Origin of the sequence: Klebsiella aerogenes KCTC 2190, from assembly GCF_000215745.1 — a bacterium.
Lineage (GTDB): Bacteria > Pseudomonadota > Gammaproteobacteria > Enterobacterales > Enterobacteriaceae > Klebsiella > Klebsiella aerogenes.
In genome coordinates this window covers 1561414-1580331 of sequence record NC_015663.1, presented here as the reverse complement: position 1 = coordinate 1580331, position 18918 = coordinate 1561414, and the positions used below count along the sequence as shown (strand labels likewise).

The 18918-nt window shown below is 56.0% G+C and carries 19 protein-coding genes; 11 read left to right on the top strand and 8 right to left on the bottom strand.

Annotation, left to right across the window (positions count from 1 at the left end):
• Position 1: 1 nt before the first annotated feature.
• The gene (gene metB / locus EAE_RS07680; protein ID WP_015368924.1) at positions 2 to 1162 is read right to left on the bottom strand and encodes a cystathionine gamma-synthase; all 1161 of its coding nucleotides are present in this window, start codon (positions 1160 to 1162) and stop codon (positions 2 to 4) included.
• A gap of 265 nt (positions 1163 to 1427) precedes the next feature.
• On the opposite strand from metB, the gene metJ reads away from it, so the two are divergent.
• Positions 1428 to 1745 carry a met regulon transcriptional regulator MetJ gene (gene metJ / locus EAE_RS07675; protein WP_004107547.1) on the top strand — a complete coding sequence of 106 codons (318 nt, stop codon included), beginning with the start codon at positions 1428 to 1430 and terminating at the stop codon, positions 1743 to 1745.
• Between the two features lie 101 nt (positions 1746 to 1846).
• On the opposite strand, the gene rpmE is transcribed toward metJ, so the two are convergent.
• Positions 1847 to 2059, bottom strand: a complete 213-nt coding sequence (gene rpmE, locus EAE_RS07670; RefSeq protein WP_015368925.1) for a 50S ribosomal protein L31 — start codon at positions 2057 to 2059, stop codon at positions 1847 to 1849.
• A gap of 260 nt (positions 2060 to 2319) precedes the next feature.
• On the opposite strand from rpmE, the gene priA reads away from it, so the two are divergent.
• From priA to rraA, 7 genes are all read left to right on the top strand, one after another.
• Positions 2320 to 4515, top strand: coding sequence for a primosomal protein N' (priA, locus tag EAE_RS07665; RefSeq protein ID WP_015703950.1), 2196 nt, complete (start codon positions 2320 to 2322; stop codon positions 4513 to 4515).
• Positions 4516 to 4664: 149 nt separating this feature from the next.
• Positions 4665 to 5693, top strand: coding sequence for a DNA-binding transcriptional regulator CytR (gene cytR, locus EAE_RS07660; protein WP_015368928.1), 1029 nt, complete (start codon positions 4665 to 4667; stop codon positions 5691 to 5693).
• Positions 5694 to 5786: 93 nt separating this feature from the next.
• Positions 5787 to 6755: a cell division protein FtsN gene (gene ftsN / locus EAE_RS07655; protein WP_071596034.1), complete on the top strand. Its 969-nt coding sequence runs from the start codon at positions 5787 to 5789 to the stop codon at positions 6753 to 6755.
• Positions 6756 to 6846: 91 nt separating this feature from the next.
• Entirely contained in the window at positions 6847 to 7377 is a 531-nt protein-coding gene (gene hslV, locus EAE_RS07650) for an ATP-dependent protease subunit HslV (RefSeq protein WP_015368930.1), read from the top strand.
• A gap of 9 nt (positions 7378 to 7386) precedes the next feature.
• Positions 7387 to 8721: an ATP-dependent protease ATPase subunit HslU gene (hslU, locus tag EAE_RS07645; RefSeq protein ID WP_015368931.1), complete on the top strand. Its 1335-nt coding sequence runs from the start codon at positions 7387 to 7389 to the stop codon at positions 8719 to 8721.
• Between the two features lie 67 nt (positions 8722 to 8788).
• A complete protein-coding gene (gene menA, locus EAE_RS07640) occupies positions 8789 to 9715 on the top strand; it encodes a 1,4-dihydroxy-2-naphthoate polyprenyltransferase (RefSeq protein WP_015703949.1) in 927 nt (308 codons plus the stop codon).
• Between the two features lie 92 nt (positions 9716 to 9807).
• Positions 9808 to 10293: a ribonuclease E activity regulator RraA gene (gene rraA / locus EAE_RS07635; RefSeq protein WP_015703948.1), complete on the top strand. Its 486-nt coding sequence runs from the start codon at positions 9808 to 9810 to the stop codon at positions 10291 to 10293.
• 68 nt (positions 10294 to 10361) lie between these two features.
• On the opposite strand, the gene pfkA is transcribed toward rraA, so the two are convergent.
• From pfkA to cpxP, 3 genes are all read right to left on the bottom strand, one after another.
• Positions 10362 to 11324 carry a 6-phosphofructokinase gene (gene pfkA, locus EAE_RS07630; protein WP_015368934.1) on the bottom strand — a complete coding sequence of 321 codons (963 nt, stop codon included), beginning with the start codon at positions 11322 to 11324 and terminating at the stop codon, positions 10362 to 10364.
• A 203-nt stretch (positions 11325 to 11527) separates the two neighbouring features.
• Complete coding sequence (gene fieF, locus EAE_RS07625; RefSeq protein WP_015368935.1) at positions 11528 to 12424, bottom strand: CDF family cation-efflux transporter FieF; 897 nt, start codon at positions 12422 to 12424, stop codon at positions 11528 to 11530.
• 158 nt (positions 12425 to 12582) lie between these two features.
• The gene (gene cpxP / locus EAE_RS07620) at positions 12583 to 13086 is read right to left on the bottom strand and encodes a cell-envelope stress modulator CpxP (RefSeq protein WP_015368936.1); all 504 of its coding nucleotides are present in this window, start codon (positions 13084 to 13086) and stop codon (positions 12583 to 12585) included.
• Between the two features lie 149 nt (positions 13087 to 13235).
• Here cpxP and cpxR point away from each other — a divergent pair, with 149 nt between their 5' ends.
• Both cpxR and cpxA read left to right on the top strand, forming a co-directional pair.
• Positions 13236 to 13934 (top strand): envelope stress response regulator transcription factor CpxR, encoded by a 699-nt coding sequence (cpxR, locus tag EAE_RS07615; protein ID WP_015368937.1) that lies wholly within the window; start codon positions 13236 to 13238, stop codon positions 13932 to 13934.
• A complete protein-coding gene (cpxA, locus tag EAE_RS07610) occupies positions 13931 to 15304 on the top strand; it encodes an envelope stress sensor histidine kinase CpxA (protein ID WP_015368938.1) in 1374 nt (457 codons plus the stop codon). Before cpxR ends, cpxA begins: the two co-directional genes overlap by 4 nt.
• Before the next feature lie 62 nt (positions 15305 to 15366).
• Here the strand turns inward: cpxA and yiiM are convergent, their stop codons facing one another.
• Positions 15367 to 16041, bottom strand: a complete 675-nt coding sequence (yiiM, locus tag EAE_RS07605) for a 6-hydroxyaminopurine reductase (protein ID WP_015703947.1) — start codon at positions 16039 to 16041, stop codon at positions 15367 to 15369.
• 72 nt (positions 16042 to 16113) lie between these two features.
• Positions 16114 to 16734 carry a superoxide dismutase [Mn] gene (sodA, locus tag EAE_RS07600; protein ID WP_015368940.1) on the bottom strand — a complete coding sequence of 207 codons (621 nt, stop codon included), beginning with the start codon at positions 16732 to 16734 and terminating at the stop codon, positions 16114 to 16116.
• A 290-nt stretch (positions 16735 to 17024) separates the two neighbouring features.
• Here sodA and rhaT point away from each other — a divergent pair, with 290 nt between their 5' ends.
• Positions 17025 to 18059, top strand: a complete 1035-nt coding sequence (gene rhaT / locus EAE_RS07595) for an L-rhamnose/proton symporter RhaT (protein WP_015703946.1) — start codon at positions 17025 to 17027, stop codon at positions 18057 to 18059.
• A 7-nt stretch (positions 18060 to 18066) separates the two neighbouring features.
• Here the strand turns inward: rhaT and rhaR are convergent, their stop codons facing one another.
• Complete coding sequence (rhaR, locus tag EAE_RS07590) at positions 18067 to 18915, bottom strand: HTH-type transcriptional activator RhaR (protein ID WP_015368942.1); 849 nt, start codon at positions 18913 to 18915, stop codon at positions 18067 to 18069.
• Between the last annotated feature and the right edge of the window lie 3 nt (positions 18916 to 18918).

The window sequence follows — 18918 nt, the reverse complement described above, 5'->3', positions numbered from 1 at the left end:
TTTATTCCTCGTTTGCTGCCCGGAAGCCATTTTCCAGGTCGGCAATTAAATCTTCACCATCTTCAATACCGGTCGAAATACGCAGGAGCGTTTCCGAGATCCCTGCCGCCGCACGCGCTTCCGGCGCCATGCCCGCATGCGTCATCGTCGCCGCATGGGAAATCAGGCTCTCAACGCCCCCCAACGATTCCGCCAGCGTAAATAGCGATAAACCGCTCAAGAAGCGACGCAGCGTCTGCTCATCGCCATCGAGCTCGAAGCTTAGCATCGCCCCAAAACCTTTTTGCTGACGCGCCGCAATCTCATGCCCCTGGTTTTCCGGCAGGGACGGATGATACAGCTTTTTCACCAGCGGCTGGGTTTTCAGATAGTCGACTATCGCCTGCGCGTTGCGCTGCGCCACTTCCATTCGCGGAGAAAGGGTACGCAAACCACGCAATAACAGATAGCTATCAAACGCCCCGCCGGTGACGCCGATATTATTCGCCCACCATGCCAGTTCGGTGACTGTTTCAGGATCTTTGGCAATCACCACCCCGGCGACCACATCAGAGTGGCCGTTGAGATATTTGGTGCACGAATGCAACACCAGATCGGCGCCCAGCGCCAGCGGATTTTGCAACGCCGGGCTCAGGAAGGTGTTATCCACCACGCTCACCGCGCCGGCTTCACGCGCCAGCCCGCAGATTTTCGCAATATCGACCACCCGCAGCAATGGGTTGCTCGGGCTTTCGACCAGCACCAGCTTCGGTTGTTCCGCTAGCGCTTCACGTAATGCCTGTTCATCGCTTTGATCGACAAAGCGCACGCGATAGCAGCCGCGTTTCGCCAGGCTGTCAAACAGACGATAGCTGCCGCCATAACAGTCGTGCGGCGCCACCAGCAGATCGCCCGGTTTCAGGAACACCGTGGTCACCAGCAGAATAGCCGACATTCCGGTATTGGTCAGTACCGCGCCCGCGCCGCCTTCCAGTTCCGCCAGCGCGCGCTGTACTACATCGCGAGTCGGGTTGCCGCGACGGGAATAATCGTGGGCACGAGGTTCATTGAAACCGGTGAAATTATAGGTGCTGGAGAGGTGGATCGGCGGGACAACGCAACCGTACTGTTCGTCGTCATTTAAACCGCTACGCACTGCAATGGTGGCCTGTTTACGCGTCATGTTGGACAGTTCCTGGGCTGTTCGGTGAGAAGTCAGGCCTCAGAGTAATCATTGTCACAATAGACGTCAATACATCTGGACATCTAAACTTCTTTGCGTATAGATTGAGCAAAACACAAATAGCCGTTAAAATTATATGCATTAGCGCACGTCGGCGGCGGCTTATATCATGTCGGAAAGCACGCTCATACGGTAAACTACGCGCAATTATGGTCGGGCGTAATGTTCTGGCCCTTAACTAATAAACAGAGGATTAAGGTATCTCATGGCTGAATGGAGCGGCGAATATATCAGCCCATACGCTGAGCACGGTAAGAAGAGTGAGCAAGTAAAAAAAATTACGGTTTCCATTCCTCTGAAGGTGTTAAAGATCCTCACCGATGAACGCACGCGTCGTCAGGTGAACAACCTGCGTCACGCCACGAATAGCGAACTGCTGTGCGAGGCGTTCCTGCATGCCTTTACCGGTCAACCGTTGCCTAACGATGAAGACCTGCGTAAAGAGCGCAGCGATGAAATCCCGGAAGCGGCGAAAGAGATTATGCGTGAACTGGGTATCGACCCGGATACGTGGGAATACTAAGACATAAAAAAAGCGGAAGATATCTTCCGCTTTTTTTATCCCTCGGCCTGGCCAGACGAAGGATACAAAAAAGCCGCCCTGAGGCGGCTTTTTCTGGCAACTTACTTGCTGCCCGGGATGCTGAAGCGCTTGTTGAAGCGGTCAACACGGCCACCGGTAGCAACATCACGCTGTTTGCCGGTGTAGAACGGGTGGCATTTACCGCACACGTCGAGGTTCAGGTCGTGACCAACGGTGGAACGGATTTTCATGACATTACCGCAAGAACAGGTAGCAGTAATTTCGTCGTAATTTGGGTGAATACCTTTTTTCATGGGAGAACCTCAGTTAAGGCCGCGTCGCTCTTCCAGCCCTAACGCCAGACACCACGCGATATTAATAATTTCCCGACGACCTTCGCGCCGCTGGCGTAAACCGGCTTAGCGAATTTCCCGGGTTTTGGGATGTTTGATGCGGCATAAAGCGCACCAAAGGCGGCGAATCATACAGAATTTGACCAGCAGATGCAAACTTATCCGCGTCACCTTCGGTAATGTGTATACTAACCCGCCAGATTTCAAGTCAGGAAGATTCCATGTCCGTCGCTCATGTCGCCCTGCCCGTTCCGCTGCCCCGCACCTTTGACTATTTGTTGCCTGAAGGCATCCCGGTCAAGGCGGGCTGTCGCGTACGCGTGCCGTTCGGCAAACAGGAGCGGATCGGTATCGTGGTGTCGGTCAGCGAACGTAGCGAACTCCCGCTCGCCGAACTCAAACCGGTCGCCGAAGCGCTGGATAGCGAACCGGTATTTTCCTCTACCGTCTGGCGCATGCTGCTCTGGGCCGCGGATTACTATCATCATCCCATCGGCGACGTGCTGTTCCACGCGCTGCCGATTATGCTGCGCCAGGGCAAACCGGCCAGCGCCGCGCCAATGTGGTACTGGTTTGCGACGGAACAGGGACAAGCGCTGGATATCAACAGCCTTAAACGCTCGCCGAAGCAGCAGCAGGCGCTGGCGGCGCTGCGCCAGGGCAAAATCTGGCGCTATCAGGTCGCAGAACTTGAATTCAATGACGCGGCGCTACAGGCGCTGCGTGGCAAAGGGCTGGCAGAGCTAGCCTGCGAAGCGCCAGCGATTATTGACTGGCGGACCAGCTTCGCGGTGCCCGGCGAACGGCTGCGCCTGAATACCGAGCAGGCGACCGCCGTCGGGGCAATTCATAGCGCCTCCGACCGTTTCTCCGCCTGGCTGCTGGCGGGTATTACCGGCTCAGGGAAAACGGAGGTCTATCTGAGCGTGCTGGAGAACGTGCTGGCGCAGGGTCGACAGGCGCTGGTGATGGTGCCGGAAATCGGCCTGACGCCGCAGACTATCGCCCGCTTCCGCCAGCGTTTTAACGCCCCGGTGGAGGTCCTGCATTCGGGTCTCAACGACAGCGAGCGCCTCGCATCATGGTTAAAGGCGAAAAATGGCGAAGCGGCGATCGTTATCGGCACCCGCTCGTCGCTGTTTACGCCGTTTAAAGACCTCGGCGTTATTGTCATCGACGAAGAACACGATAGCTCCTATAAACAACAGGAAGGCTGGCGTTATCACGCTCGCGACCTGGCGGTATGGCGCGCCCATAGCGAACAGATCCCGATTATCCTCGGCTCGGCGACCCCGGCGCTGGAGACGCTCTATAACGTGCGCCAGCGCAAGTACCGTGAGTTAAAGCTGACCAAACGCGCGGGCAACGCCCGCCCGGCGCAGCAGCACGTGCTGGATTTAAAAGGCCAGCAGTTGCAGGCGGGCCTATCGCCTGCGCTGATTAACCGCATGCGACAGCATCTGCAGGCCGACAATCAGGTGATCCTGTTTTTGAACCGCCGCGGTTTCGCCCCGGCGCTGCTATGCCACGACTGCGGCTGGATAGCGGAGTGCCCGCGCTGCGATAGTTACTACACCCTGCATCAGGCGCAGCATCATCTGCGTTGCCACCACTGCGACAGCCAGCGCCCCATTCCGCGCCAATGTCCTTCCTGCGGGTCGACGCACCTGGTGCCAGTGGGTCTCGGGACTGAACAGCTGGAGCAGGCGCTGGCGCCGATGTTCCCTGATGTACCAATCTCACGTATCGACCGCGATACCACCAGCCGTAAAGGGGCGCTGGAGCAATATCTTGCCGACGTCCATCGCGGCGGCGCACGCATTCTGATTGGCACCCAAATGCTGGCTAAGGGACATCATTTCCCGGACGTCACCCTGGTGTCGCTGCTGGATGTCGACGGCGCGCTGTTTTCCGCCGACTTCCGCTCGGCGGAGCGTTTTGCCCAGCTCTATACCCAGGTCTCCGGCCGCGCCGGGCGCGCGGGCAAGCAGGGTGAAGTGATCCTGCAAACCCATCATCCGGAACACCCGCTGCTGCAGACCCTGTTGTATAAAGGCTACGATGCGTTTGCCGAGCAGGCGCTGGCGGAACGGCAAACCATGCAGCTACCGCCGTGGACCAGTCACGTGCTGATCCGCGCCGAAGACCATAATAACCAGCAGGCGCCGCTGTTTTTACAACAGTTACGTAACCTGTTGCAGGCCAGCCCGCTGGCCGATGATAAACTGTGGGTACTCGGCCCGGTCCCCGCGCTGGCGCCAAAGCGCGGCGGTCGCTGGCGCTGGCAAATTCTGCTGCAGCACCCTTCCCGCATACGTCTACAACATATCGTCAGCGGTACGCTGGCGTTGATAAACACCCTGCCGGAAGCGCGTAAAGTGAAGTGGGTACTGGATGTCGATCCTATTGAAGGCTAAGTCTTCTCTTGCGAGGCGGATCGAAAAATTCAACAACCGTCACGTTTTTCATGAAAATTCTGTAACTCTCAGGCTGTACTATCTGTTAAAAATGTTGCTGATGTCAGCACGCAAGGGATGTGTCTGCGCAGTCAGCGAGGAGAAACCAGGTGAAGCCCAAAAAACAAATGGTTGCCGCCACCATGAAAGACGTCGCCCTGAAGGCAAACGTTTCAACGGCAACCGTATCCCGTGCGCTAATGAATCCCGACAAAGTGTCGCAGGCAACCCGCAGTCGGGTGGAGCAGGCGGCGCAGGAAGTCGGCTATTTACCGCAGTCGCTCGGGCGTAACATGAAACGCAATGAGTCGCGGACGATCCTTGTGATCGTGCCGGATATTTGCGATCCCTTCTTCAGTGAGGTGATTCGCGGCATTGAAGTGACCGCCGCCGACGAAGGCTATCTGGTGCTGATCGGCGATTGCGCCCATCAGAATCAGAAAGAAAAAACCTTTATTGATCTCATTATCACCAAACAAATTGACGGTATGGTGCTGCTGAGCTCGCGCCTGCCGTTCGACGCCAGCGTCGAAGAGCAGCGTAATTTGCCGCCGATGGTCATGTCGAACGAGTTTGCGCCGGAGCTGGAGCTCCCTACCGTGCATATCGATAACCTGACCGCCGCGTTTAATGCCGTTAATTATCTCCACGAACTGGGGCATCAACGTATCGGCTGTATCGCCGGGCCGGAGGATATGCCGCTGTGCCATTACCGGCTGCAGGGATATGTTCAGGCGCTGCGCCGCAGCGGTATCACCGTCGATCCGCACTACATCGCCCGCGGCAACTTTACCTTTGAAGCCGGGGCCAACGCGCTGGAGCAACTGCTGGCGCAGCCGGTGCCGCCGACCGCGGTATTTTGCCATAGCGACGTTATGGCGCTGGGCGCATTGTCGCTGGCCAAACGTCGCGGCCTGAGGGTGCCGGAAGATTTATCGATTGTTGGGTTTGATAACATCGCGTTGTCTGAATTTTGCGATCCGCCGTTAACTACCGTTTCACAGCCGCGTTTTGATATCGGCCGTGAAGGAATGCTGCTATTACTCGAGCAAATGCAGGGCCGTAACGTCAACAGCGGCTCGCGTCTGCTCGATTGCGAACTGATCGTTCGCGGCAGTACGCAAAAAATCAGACGATAACCATCAGGCTTTCGGGCCTGCTCTTCTGGTCAAAGGCCCGCCGCTTAAGTAACATGGCGGGCTGACGAACGAATCTAAGACAGCGAAACGATAGTGGCACAACGAGATTATGTACGCCGCAGCCAACCGGCTCCTTCGCGGCGCAAAAAGAGCAGCCCCCGAAGCTCAAGGAAAAAGCAAAGCAGCCTTCCGGCGATTTCACCGACTATGGTTGCGATCGCAGCGGCCGTGCTGGTGGCCTTTATCGGTGGTCTGTATTTCATTACCCATCACAAGAAAGAAGAAGCGGAGGCGCTGCAGAACCGTCAGGCGGCAGGCAACGGTCTCCCGCCGAAACCGGAAGAGCGCTGGCGCTATATTAAAGAGCTGGAAAGCCGCCAGCCGGGCGTTCGCGCGCCGACTGAGCCAACCGCCGGCGGCGAAGTGATGAAACCCGAGCAGCTTACCGACGAGCAGCGCCAACTATTGGCGCAAATGCAGGCGGATATGCGTCAGCAGCCTACGCAGTTGACTGAAGTGCCGTGGAACGAACAAACGCCGGCGCAACGTCAGCAGACGCTGCAGCGTCAACGTCTGGCGCAGCAGCAGCAGCAGGCACAACAGCAGCAGTGGGCGCAGACGCAGCAGCAGACCGCGCAGCAACAGCCGCGCGTCCAGCAGCCGAAGCCGGTGCAGCAACAGCAGCCGAAGCAAACAGCGTCCAACCAGCAGCCGTACCAGGATCTGCTGCAGACGCCGGCGCATAACACCACTGCGCAGCCGAAAACCCAGGCCGCCGCACCGGTCGCCCGCGTAGAAGAAGCGCCGAAAGCCGCGGCCGCCGAGAAGAAAGACGATCGCAGCTGGATGGTTCAGTGTGGTTCCTTTAAAGGCGCCGAGCAGGCCGAAACCGTGCGCGCTCAGTTGGCCTTTGAGGGCTTTGCTTCGCATATCACCACCAACAACGGCTGGAACCGGGTAGTGATTGGGCCGCTGAAAGGCAAAGAGAACGCCAACGATATGATCAACCGTCTCAAGATGGCCGGACACGCAAACTGCATTCGTCTCGCCGCCAGGGGTTGAAACCCCAAAAATCCCCCCCATCTATAATTGCATTCTGCCCCGCGTAACCCGCGGGGCCCCTATTCCGCTTTTGCAACCAAGGGGTCTGCTCGTGACAACAATAGTTAGTGTTCGCCGTAATGGCCATGTCGTTATCGCCGGTGATGGCCAGGCCACGCTGGGCAACACCGTGATGAAAGGCAACGTGAAGAAAGTGCGTCGTCTGTACAACGACAAAGTGATCGCTGGTTTCGCTGGCGGCACCGCTGACGCCTTCACCCTGTTCGAACTGTTCGAGCGTAAGCTGGAGATGCATCAGGGCCATCTGGTGAAAGCCGCCGTTGAGCTGGCGAAAGACTGGCGTACCGACCGCATGCTGCGCAAACTGGAAGCGCTGCTCGCCGTCGCTGACGAAAACGCGTCGCTTATCATCACCGGTAACGGCGACGTGGTTCAGCCAGAAAACGATTTGATTGCGATTGGCTCCGGCGGGCCATATGCCCAGGCCGCCGCTCGCGCGCTGCTGGAAAACACCGAAATGGGCGCTCGCGACATCGCCGAGAAAGCGTTGGATATTGCAGGGGATATCTGCATCTATACCAACCACTTCCACACCATCGAAGAATTACCTTCTAAAGCGTAAGGATCTCCCATGTCTGAAATGACCCCACGCGAAATTGTCAGCGAACTGGACAAACATATTATCGGCCAGGACGCGGCCAAGCGTTCTGTTGCTATCGCCCTGCGAAACCGCTGGCGCCGTATGCAGCTTAATGAAGAGCTGCGTCATGAAGTCACGCCGAAAAACATTCTGATGATAGGCCCGACCGGCGTCGGTAAAACCGAAATCGCCCGTCGCCTGGCGAAGCTGGCCAACGCGCCGTTCATCAAAGTTGAAGCGACCAAGTTCACCGAAGTGGGCTATGTTGGTAAAGAAGTGGACTCTATCATCCGCGATCTGACCGACGCTGCGATCAAAATGGTCCGCATGCAGTCCATCGATAAAAACCGCTATCGCGCCGAAGAAATGGCCGAAGAGCGTATCCTCGACGTGCTGATCCCGCCGGCGAAAAATAACTGGGGCCAGGCTGAACAGCCGCAGGAACCTTCCGCTGCGCGCCAGGCATTCCGCAAGAAACTGCGCGAAGGCCAGCTTGACGACAAAGAGATCGAAATCGATCTCGCCGCGGCGCCGATGGGCGTTGAAATCATGTCTCCTCCGGGCATGGAAGAGATGACCAGCCAGCTGCAGTCCATGTTCCAGAACCTGGGCGGCCAGAAACAGAAACCGCGTAAGCTGAAAATCAAAGACGCGATGAAGCTGCTTATCGAAGAAGAAGCGGCGAAGCTGGTTAACCCGGAAGAGCTGAAGCAAGAAGCTATCGACGCCGTTGAACAGCACGGTATCGTGTTCATCGACGAAATCGACAAAATCTGTAAGCGCGGCGGCAACGCCTCCGGCCCGGATGTGTCTCGTGAAGGCGTTCAGCGCGACCTGCTGCCGCTGGTGGAAGGCTGCACCGTCTCCACTAAACACGGGATGGTGAAAACCGATCACATTCTGTTTATCGCCTCCGGCGCGTTCCAGGTCGCCAGCCCATCAGATTTGATCCCGGAACTGCAGGGCCGTCTGCCGATCCGCGTTGAGCTGAAAGCGCTGACTACCCATGATTTCGAACGTATTCTGACCGAGCCGAATGCCTCTATCACCGTGCAGTACAAAGCGCTGATGGCGACCGAAGGCGTGAATATCGAATTCACTGAAGATGGTATCAAGCGTATCGCTCAGGCGGCATGGCAGGTTAACGAAACCACCGAAAACATCGGCGCGCGTCGCCTGCACACGGTGCTGGAACGTCTGATCGAAGACATCTCTTATGATGCCAGCGAAATGAACGGCCAGACGGTGACCATCGACGGCGATTATGTCGGTAAACACCTGGATGTTCTGGTGGCAGATGAAGATCTGAGCCGTTTTATCCTATAATCCGGTTCAATGCATTTTCATCACACACGGTGGGGCTATGATAGCCCCATTTTTTTGGCTGAAAGAAATGACTGAACAACCGATAACACGCACTAAGGCCTGGCTTGAAAGCCTGCGTCCAAAAACATTACCTCTGGCTTTCTCCGCTATCATCGTCGGCACCGCGTTGGCGTGGCAGCAAGGCCACTTCGATCCGCTGGTCGCGCTGCTGGCGCTTATTACCGCCGGTTTGCTGCAAATTTTATCTAATCTCGCCAATGATTATGGCGACGCCGTCAAAGGCAGCGATAAACCTGACCGTATCGGGCCGCTGCGCGGAATGCAAAAAGGCGCCATCACCCAGTCGCAGATGAAACGCGCGCTGATCGTAACGGTAGCGCTGATTTGCCTGTCCGGCCTGGCGTTGCTGTTCTCCGCCTGGCAGACAATGGCGGACTTCATCGGCTTTATGGTACTCGGCGGGTTGTCGATTATCGCCGCTATCACCTATACCGTCGGCACGCGTCCTTACGGCTATATTGGCCTTGGCGATATCTCGGTGCTGGTTTTCTTCGGCTGGCTGAGCGTTGTCGGCAGTTGGTATCTGCAGGCGCACAGCATCGAGGCGGTTATTTTCCTGCCCGCTACCGCCTGTGGCCTGCTGGCCGCCGCGGTTCTGAATATCAATAACCTGCGCGATATCGATAGCGACCGCCTGAACGGTAAAAACACGCTGGCGGTTCGTCTGGGGCCGGTGAACGCTCGCCGTTATCACAGCGTTTTGCTGCTTGGCGCTCCGCTGTGCCTGGCGCTGTTTAACCTGCTGGCGCTGCACAGTCTATGGGGCTGGCTGTTTATTCTCGCCATTCCGCTGCTGGTAAAACAAACGCGTTTTGTCATGCGTGAACGCGAACCGGTGGCGATGCGTCCGATGCTCGAACGCACGGTCAAAGCGGCATTATTAACCAACCTGCTGTTTGTCATCGGGATTATCGGCAGTAAGCTGGCGGCATAACTGACAAATATCAATTAACAATTGATGATTTTGCAAACAATGCAGTTCACGGGATATACTAAAAATTCTCGCAGCAACTGAACGTTAAGCCTATGAAATACGATACTTCCGAGCTTTGCGACATCTACCAGGAAGATGTCAATGTCGTGGAACCGCTGTTTTCCAACTTTGGAGGGCGGTCGTCGTTTGGTGGACAGATCATTACGGTAAAATGTTTCGAGGATAACGGGTTGCTCTACGATCTGCTCGAGCAGAATGGCCGTGGTCATATTCTCCTTATCGACGGCGGCGGTTCCGTGCGACGCGCGTTAATTGACGCCGACCTGGCGCGTCTGGCGGTACAGAACGAATGGGAAGGGCTGGTGGTCTATGGCGCGGTGCGCCAGGTTGACGACCTGGAAGATTTAGATATCGGTATCCAGGCGTTAGCCGCCATTCCTGTGGCCGCTGCAGGGGAAGGTATCGGCGAAAGCGACGTGCGCGTCAACTTCGGCGGCGTTACCTTCTTCTCCGGCGATCATCTGTATGCCGACAATACCGGTATCATCCTTTCCGAGGATGCGCTGGATATCGAATAACGCGCTCGATAACGCCCTAATAAAAAAGGCCTTCTCACTGAGAAGGCCTTTTTGTTATGCCGCGAAACTTAGTACAGTTTCTTCGCGCAATCCATCCAGTCAGACTTGAACGGACGCTTCATATTTTCGATAGCATCGATGATGTCGTGGTGAACCAGCTTTTCGTTCTGGATACCAACACAGCGGCCGCCAAAGCCCTGCAGCAGCAGTTCGATGGCATATGCGCCCATACGGGAAGCCAGAATACGGTCGTAAGGAACCGGAGAGCCGCCGCGCTGAATGTGACCCAGCACGGTCGCACGAGTTTCACGGCCCGTTTCTTTCTCAATGAAGCTAGCCAGTTCGTCAACGTCGCACATGTGCTCGGTGATGGCCACGATCGCGTGTTTCTTACCTTTCGCGATGCCGGCTTTGATTTCAGCCACCAGATCGTCACGGGTATATTCTACTTCCGGCACCATGATGAACTCACAGCCGCCGGCAATCGCCGCCGCCAGAGTCAGATCGCCACAGTAGCGGCCCATCACTTCCACCACAGAGATACGCTGGTGCGAAGAGGAGGTGTCACGCAGGCGGTCAATCGCTTCAACAACGGTGCTCAGCGCGGTAAAGAAACCGATAGTGTAGTCAGTACCTTTGATGTCGTTATCGATGGTGCCCGGCAGGCCGATGCAAGGGAAACCCATCTCGGTCAGACGCATCGCACCCATATAGGAACCGTCGCCGCCGATAACAACCAGCGCGTCCAGGCCGCGCTTTTTCATATTTTCAATGGCGACAGCGCGAATATGCTCTTCGCGGAATTCCGGGAAACGAGCGGAGCCGAGGAAGGTACCGCCACGGTTGATCATGTCGGACACGCTGTAACGGTCAAGCTGAACCATACGATCTTCATACAGGCCGAGGTAACCGTCATAGATTCCAAAAACTTCCAGACCTTCCGTTAATGCCGCGCGCACAACGCCGCGAATTGCTGCGTTCATGCCCGGCGCATCACCGCCACTTGTCAACACACCGATTTTCTTAATCATGACTACCTCTGAACTTAGGAAGCAAAAAATAATCCTGTTGCCTGAAGCGCTCCCATACCAGGAGTGCACGACGATAATTGCAATAGTATATCAAACGCTTCTGGCTGAATTGATTCAGGTCAGACCAAATGGCGGTAATTTATACAAAAAATGCCTACCCGCCCCACATTTTTACATCGAGTTTACAGACTATAACCGAAAGCTCAAAAAACGCCCTGCCGCGCCGGCGGCACCACAGAACAGGGATCCTGATGGATGATGACATCCGATCCCGGGAAACGGCGCAAAATAGCCTGCTCCACCTGGTCGGCGATTACGTGCGCCTGCACCAGCGGGAGGTTATCTTCCATTTCCAAATGTATTTGAATAAAGCGAGTCGGCCCTGACTGCCGCGTTCGTAGATCGTGCGCGCCGCTGACGCCGGGCCAGCTGTTCACGATACTGATGATTTCCTGACGTTCCTCATCCGGAAGCGCACGGTCTAATAACGATTGCACCGCGTCGTAACCCATACGCAGCGCGCTATATAAAATATAGATGCCAATCCCTAATGCAAACAGCGCATCGGCGCGGTGCCAGCCGTACCAGGAGAGGCCGAGGGCGATAAGAATAGCGCCGTTCATCATAACATCAGACTGATAATGAAGCATATCCGCACGCACGGCCTGGCTCTGGGTTTTTCTGACCACCCAGCGCTGAAAGGTCACCAGCATCAGGGTGCTTATCAAGGCGATCAGCGTCACCACCATCCCGACGCCCGCCGCCTGCATCGGTTCAGGGCGAATCAAATGCTGGATCCCGGTCAGGAACAGAAACAACGCCGAACCGGAAATAAACATGCTCTGCGCCAACGCCGCCAGCGATTCCGCTTTCCCATGGCCAAAAGTATGTTCTTCATCAGCAGGTTGTAGCGAGTAACGCACCACCAGCAGGTTGGTCAGCGAGGCGGCAATATCCACCAGCGAATCCACCAGCGCCGCCAGAATACTCACCGAACCGGTATACCACCACGCAAAAATTTTGATCAAAAGTAACACGGAGGCCATCGCCGTCGCGGCAATAGCCGCGCGACTCACCAGCCGCCCATAAGATTGATTCATAAACGCTCCTTTTCCGGCGATGCGCTTAGTATAACCTGAACTTTTACCCGGAAGATGAAAGGGCATGCGGCGGCTGAGGCGAAAAAAAGACAAAAAAAACCCCCACATCATGTGGGGGAAGACAGGGATGGTGTCTATGGCAAGGAAAACAGGGTTTGTTACTTGGGTTGCACGGTACTGCTACTACTGGAAAGCATCATGGCTGAGCCTTTCTGCATCCTTGCAACCTCACGCAACTGATCCATACGCTGCTGGTGCTTAGCATTTAAAACCGCTTGCTGCTCAGGGGTTAGCAGGTGGTACATCTGGTTGCGGACTTTCGCCATTTCTACCTGGCGGGCAACCTGTTCCTGCGCCATCTTTTCTGCCTGAGCGCGCACAGCGCTTTCATCAAATTTATCTGCGGTGACAAGGCTATGCATTGTCTCCAGTTCGCTAACATTAACAGGGAGCCGGTCATGGCGCGCCCGTTGCATAAGATCCCGTAACTGCTGTCGTTGCTGTTCGGTTAGACTTATGCCGTCAAACATATGGCTCTGGCCGCTGCGCTGGGCTCCCTCTTCACCGTGGAGCCAGTTAACGCCGGTAACGACTTCAGCGGCTTGGCTAGTAGCACTTAGCGCCAGCGTTGAGGCCATGACGGCAGCGATAACATTGCGCATCACATACTCCCAAAACGTTTGTGTCGCGATTCAACGAGAGACAGTTTACGATTCAGGCTGCAAACATGCGTCAGGGGGTGTAAAACAACGTAAAGTCATGGATTAGCGAGCCTTGATGACGTAATTTCTGCCTCGGAGGTATTTAAACAATGAATAAAATCCTGTTAGTTGATGATGACCGGGAGCTCACCTCCCTGTTAAAAGAGCTGCTCGATATGGAAGGTTTTAATGTGCTCGTTGCCCATGACGGTGAACAGGCGCTGGCGCTTCTTGACGACAGCATTGATCTCCTTTTGCTTGATGTGATGATGCCGAAGAAAAACGGTATCGACACGCTTAAAGAATTACGTCAGACACACCAGACCCCGGTTATCATGCTAACGGCGCGCGGAAGCGAGCTGGATCGCGTTCTCGGCCTCGAACTCGGGGCGGATGACTATTTGCCTAAGCCGTTTAACGATCGCGAGCTGGTGGCCCGTATACGCGCGATTCTGCGTCGTTCCCACTGGAGCGAGCAGCAGCAGACCACCGAATCCGGTTCTCCGACCCTGGAAGTGGATGCGTTAAGCCTCAATCCGGGTCGTCAGGAAGCCAATTTTGATGGGCAAACGCTGGAGCTGACCGGCACCGAGTTCACCCTGCTGTATCTGCTGGCGCAGCATCTGGGTCAGGTGGTGTCACGTGAACACTTAAGCCAGGAAGTGCTGGGCAAGCGGCTGACGCCGTTCGACCGCGCTATCGATATGCATATTTCCAACCTGCGGCGTAAGCTGCCGGAGCGCAAAGACGGCCATCCGTGGTTTAAAACATTGCGCGGACGCGGCTATCTGATGGTTTCTGCTTCATGATTGGAAGTTTAACCGCACGCATCTTCGCTATCTTCTGGCTCACGCTGGCGCTGGTGTTGATGCTGGTACTGATGTTGCCCAAGCTGGACTCGCGCCAGATGACCGAGCTGCTGGAAAGCGAGCAACGTCAGGGCATCATGATTGAGCAGCACGTCGAGGCCGAACTGGCGAACGACCCGCCGAACGACCTGATGTGGTGGCGACGCCTGTTTCGCGCCATCGATAAGTGGGCGCCGCCGGGGCAGCGGCTGCTGCTGGTCACCAGCGAAGGCCGCGTGATCGGCGCAGAACGCAACGAAATGCAGATCATTCGTAACTTTATCGGCCAGGCCGATAATGCCGATCATCCGCAGAAGAAGCGTTACGGACGCCTGGAGATGGTCGGCCCGTTTTCCGTCAGGGATGGTGAAGATAATTATCAACTTTATCTCATCCGCCCTGCCAGCACTTCACAATCCGACTTCATCAACCTGCTGTTTGACCGTCCGCTATTACTGCTTATCGTGACGATGCTGGTCAGCGCCCCGCTGCTGCTCTGGCTGGCGTGGAGTCTGGCGAAACCGGCGCGCAAGCTGAAAAACGCCGCCGACGAAGTTGCCCAGGGTAACCTGCGGCAGCATCCTGAACTGGAAGCCGGTCCGCAGGAGTTTCTGGCCGCCGGGGCCAGCTTCAACCAGATGGTGACCGCGCTTGAGCGAATGATGACCAGCCAGCAGCGGCTGCTGTCGGATATCTCGCACGAGCTACGCACGCCGTTAACCCGTCTGCAGTTAGGCACCGCGTTGCTGCGCCGCCGCAGCGGTGAAAGCAAAGAGCTGGAGCGTATCGAAACCGAAGCGCACCGGCTGGATAGCATGATTAACGACCTGCTGGTGATGTCGCGTAATCAGGCGAAAAACGCGCTGGTCAGCGAGACGGTGAAAGCGAATCAGCTGTGGGGCGAAGTGCTGGACAACGCGGCATTTGAAGCCGAACAGATGGGGAAATCCTTCACCGTTGAGTATCCGCCGGGCCCCTGGCCGCTGTACGGTAACCCTAATGCGCTGGAAAGCGCGCTGGAAAATATCGTGCGCAACGCGCTGCGCTACTCGCACACGAAAATTTCCGTCAGTTTCTCGGTGGATAAAGACGGAATCACGGTCAACGTCGATGATGACGGCCCGGGCGTCAGCCCGGAGGATCGCGAACAGATTTTCCGTCCGTTCTATCGTACCGACGAGGCTCGCGATCGCGAGTCCGGCGGCACCGGTCTGGGGCTGGCGATTGTCGAAACGGCGATTCAGCAACATCGCGGCTGGGTTAAAGCCGACGATAGCCCGCTGGGTGGGCTGCGTTTAACAATCTGGCTGCCGCTGTATAAGCGTACTTAACCCTGTCCCGGCTTGCGCTACGCTGAGCCGGGCTACTGGTTGCAACGTTCAATATGGGGGAATTATTTCCCCCATAATCTCCGCGAATTATCCTCGATCTGCCCGCTTAAACGCCGCTTCTGCATCGTTCTGCTCCAGCTTACCGACAGGCCCGCCGCCGATAACAGACGGTGATACTGCTCGTCGTCAAACGGCATATGCCAGGCAATCGCTCCGGCCTCATGTACGCTCACATCGCTTAGTCGCGATACCAGCTCCAGCGGCGCATCGCTGGAGACCCGGCCGCCGGCAATAATGCGGTAAAGCCAGCCAACCTTGCCGCTGTTCTGCATCAGTTGCGCCATGTCGCTAATGCCGAAATGGTAATTCAGTTTGAAGCAGGGAGAGCGCGGTTGAGTGACCTGAATCAGCGCCTCGCCCCAACGAAAGATATCGCCGATATAGACGTTTTTTTCCGTTAGCCCTTCGGTAGAAAGGTTTTCGCCGAATGCGGGTGCGCAGAACAGCTCGGCCTGCTGCGGGAATTCGCGGATCCAGTCGAGATAATGCTCGCGGGGATAGTGGCACAGCGCGCGATCCGGCCCGCCGTGAATTTTCTTTTCCGCCTGCTCGTCCCCTTCCAGCCCGAGATCGCCGAGCTGTAATTCGCCATCGACCTGGATTTTGCCAATTGCGCTGGGGCGGCTACCGTCGTAGTCCCTGATTTTGCCGACAAAGACATTCACCGGATAATGCATTGCTGCTCTCCTTGCTACGGATATAAAAAAAGCGAGTCATCAGACTCGCTTCTCTCTTAGCACAATGCAACCTTATTTTTTGGCGGCAAAACGCGCTGCTGCTTCGTCCCAGTTAACCACGTCCCAGAAGGCTTTGATGTAGTCCGGACGGCGGTTCTGGAATTTCAGGTAGTAAGCGTGTTCCCACACATCCAGGCCGATAATCGGGAAGCCTGAAGCGCCGGAAATGGCTTCGCCCATCAGCGGGGAGTCCTGGTTAGCGGTAGAAACGACGGCCAGTTTGTCGCCTTTCAGCACCAGCCACGCCCAGCCGGAACCAAAGCGGGTAGCTGCCGCTTTTTCGAATTCAGCTTTGAAGTTGTCCACAGAACCGAAATCACGCTCGATAGCGGCTTTCAGGTCGCCCTGCAGGGTGGTGCCGGTTTTCAGGCCTTTCCAGAACAGGCTGTGGTTAGCGTGGCCGCCCGCGTTGTTACGCAGTACGGTTTTTTTGTCAGCCGGCAGTTGATCAAGCTTAGTGATCAGCTCTTCCGCGGACAGGTTAGCGAATTCCGGCAGGCTTTCCAGCGCTGCGTTAGCGTTGTTAACGTAGGTCTGGTGATGCTTAGTATGATGGATCTCCATCGTCTGCTTGTCGAAATGCGGTTCCAGAGCATCGTAAGCGTACGGCAGGGATGGCAGTGTATAACTCATAATCATCTCCATTATTATCGGGCGGCAGAGGGTGTTAACGCCGCGTAAGCAGTCGGTTCATTATAGTTAATTAAATGATATTGAAAATGATTATCAATGCCGTAGTTTTACTAAGGTTATACCCAAAATAGATACACGCCGGTTTGTGAGCCAAAACAACCCATTAAGCCCCTGATTGCCAGAGTTTCGTCTGAGGTGGCAACAGCTCAAAGGCGTAAAAACTGCGCAATTTTTACACTCATCGCATCGGAGAGAGTCTATCCAACCCAACACAGATGAGGGTAAAGGCAATGAATCATGCGATTACGATGGGAATTTTTTGGCATTTAATCGGCGCCGCCAGTGCCGCCTGTTTTTATGCCCCTTTCAAGAAGGTGAAACACTGGTCGTGGGAAACCATGTGGTCGATCGGCGGGATTGTTTCCTGGCTAATTCTGCCGTGGGCGATAAGCGCCATGCTGCTGCCCGATTTCTGGGCCTACTATCACTCATTTAGCGCTTCCACGCTGCTGCCGGTGTTTTTGTTCGGCGCGATGTGGGGCATCGGTAACATCAACTATGGCCTGACCATGCGCTATCTGGGGATGTCGATGGGTATCGGTATCGCTATCGGCATTACGCTTATCGTCGGCACCTTAATGACGCCGATCCTCAACGGCCACTTTGATGTGTTGATTCACACCAAAGGCGGACAAATGACCCTGCTCGGCGTGCTGGTGGCGGTGATTGGCGTGGGTATCGTCACTCGCGCCGGCCAGCTTAAAGAGCGCAAAATGGGCATCAAAGCGGAAGAGTTCAACCTGAAAAAAGGGCTGATGCTGGCGGTAATGTGCGGTATTTTCTCCGCCGGCATGTCATTTGCGATGAACGCCGCTAAACCAATGCATGAAGCCGCCGCGGCGCTGGGCGTCGACCCGCTGTATACCGCGCTGCCAAGCTACGTGGTGATCATGGGCGGCGGCGCGCTGGTTAACCTCGGCTTTTGTTTTATTCGCCTTGCCAAAGTGAAGGATTTGTCGCTAAAAGCCGACTTCTCACTGGCAAAACCGCTTATCATCAGCAACATTCTGCTTTCCGCATTGGGCGGGCTAATGTGGTATCTGCAGTTCTTCTTCTATGCCTGGGGCCACGCCAGTATCCCGGCGCAGTATGACTACATGAGCTGGATGCTGCATATGAGCTTCTACGTACTGTGTGGCGGGCTGGTTGGGCTGGTGCTGAAAGAGTGGAACAACGCCGGACGCCGCCCGGTCAGCGTGCTCAGCCTCGGCTGCGTGGTGATTATCATCGCCGCGAATATCGTCGGCCTGGGAATGGCTAACTGATTTCCCCTTACGCGGCGGCGCGACTGCGCTGCCGCCACTGTCCCGGCGTCATGCCAATTTCCCGATTAAACACCACCGAAAAATAGTTACTGTCCTCAAACCCGCACTGCATGGCGATCTCGCCGATTAACCGCTCGGTATGCTGCAGTAAATACTGCGCATGGCAGATCCGCAGCTGGCGCAAATAGTGAGTTATCGTCATTCCCGTTTGCTGGCGAAACTGCTGGCGTAACGCACGTTCGCTGCAGCCTTCATGCAGACAGAAGCTATCCAGATTAAAGGGGCGATTCAGACTTCCGGCCAGCGCCGTTAGCAGTTTATCGAGCTGTGTTTCGCTTTGCGTCGCCGCCAGGTTATCAGTGGCGTAGCGATAGCGCTGGAGCGTCAACACCAGTTGGGCGAACAGCAGCTCCGCCATGCTATCCGCCTGCGCATCCTGCCGCGCGCTTTCGTGCTCCAGCTGGTTAATCACCTGCCTGACCTGCGCCATCCCGCTGCTGCCGATCCGCCAGTGCGGCTGCCACGGCGTGCCGAATAATCCCGGAATATGCGCCGCCCAGTCAAAATTGAGCCGCAGCCGATCCGGGCAATAAATAATATTCTGCAGCACCAGGTCGTTGACCGACGCATAAGAGTGTTTATCTTCCGCGCGAATATAAAAGAGATCGCCGCGGGTAATCCGCCACGGGCGATCGTTGAGGATATGCAGACCGTTGCCGCGCCACACCAGCACCAGCTCGCAAAATTCATGGGTATGCTCGGCAAAGACGTTTTGCGGGTAGCGGTCAGCCACCGCCACCGCCTGCGAGGGGGAGGCAAAAAACTCATCTTTGCGAAGCACCAGCTGACCTACCACAAC

Excerpts from the sequence above, each read along its gene's own strand:
- metB (WP_015368924.1), bottom strand. The coding sequence starts at position 1,162 with ATGACGCGTAAACAGGCCACCATTGCAGTGCGTAGCGGTTTAAATGAC.
- metJ (WP_004107547.1), top strand. The coding sequence starts at position 1,428 with ATGGCTGAATGGAGCGGCGAATATATCAGCCCATACGCTGAGCACGGT.
- rpmE (WP_015368925.1), bottom strand. The coding sequence starts at position 2,059 with ATGAAAAAAGGTATTCACCCAAATTACGACGAAATTACTGCTACCTGT.
- priA (WP_015703950.1), top strand. The coding sequence starts at position 2,320 with ATGTCCGTCGCTCATGTCGCCCTGCCCGTTCCGCTGCCCCGCACCTTT.
- hslU (WP_015368931.1), top strand. The coding sequence starts at position 7,387 with ATGTCTGAAATGACCCCACGCGAAATTGTCAGCGAACTGGACAAACAT.
- menA (WP_015703949.1), top strand. The coding sequence starts at position 8,789 with ATGACTGAACAACCGATAACACGCACTAAGGCCTGGCTTGAAAGCCTG.
- rraA (WP_015703948.1), top strand. The coding sequence starts at position 9,808 with ATGAAATACGATACTTCCGAGCTTTGCGACATCTACCAGGAAGATGTC.
- pfkA (WP_015368934.1), bottom strand. The coding sequence starts at position 11,324 with ATGATTAAGAAAATCGGTGTGTTGACAAGTGGCGGTGATGCGCCGGGC.
- fieF (WP_015368935.1), bottom strand. The coding sequence starts at position 12,424 with ATGAATCAATCTTATGGGCGGCTGGTGAGTCGCGCGGCTATTGCCGCG.
- cpxP (WP_015368936.1), bottom strand. The coding sequence starts at position 13,086 with ATGCGCAATGTTATCGCTGCCGTCATGGCCTCAACGCTGGCGCTAAGT.
- cpxR (WP_015368937.1), top strand. The coding sequence starts at position 13,236 with ATGAATAAAATCCTGTTAGTTGATGATGACCGGGAGCTCACCTCCCTG.
- cpxA (WP_015368938.1), top strand. The coding sequence starts at position 13,931 with ATGATTGGAAGTTTAACCGCACGCATCTTCGCTATCTTCTGGCTCACG.
- yiiM (WP_015703947.1), bottom strand. The coding sequence starts at position 16,041 with ATGCATTATCCGGTGAATGTCTTTGTCGGCAAAATCAGGGACTACGAC.
- sodA (WP_015368940.1), bottom strand. The coding sequence starts at position 16,734 with ATGAGTTATACACTGCCATCCCTGCCGTACGCTTACGATGCTCTGGAA.
- rhaT (WP_015703946.1), top strand. The coding sequence starts at position 17,025 with ATGAATCATGCGATTACGATGGGAATTTTTTGGCATTTAATCGGCGCC.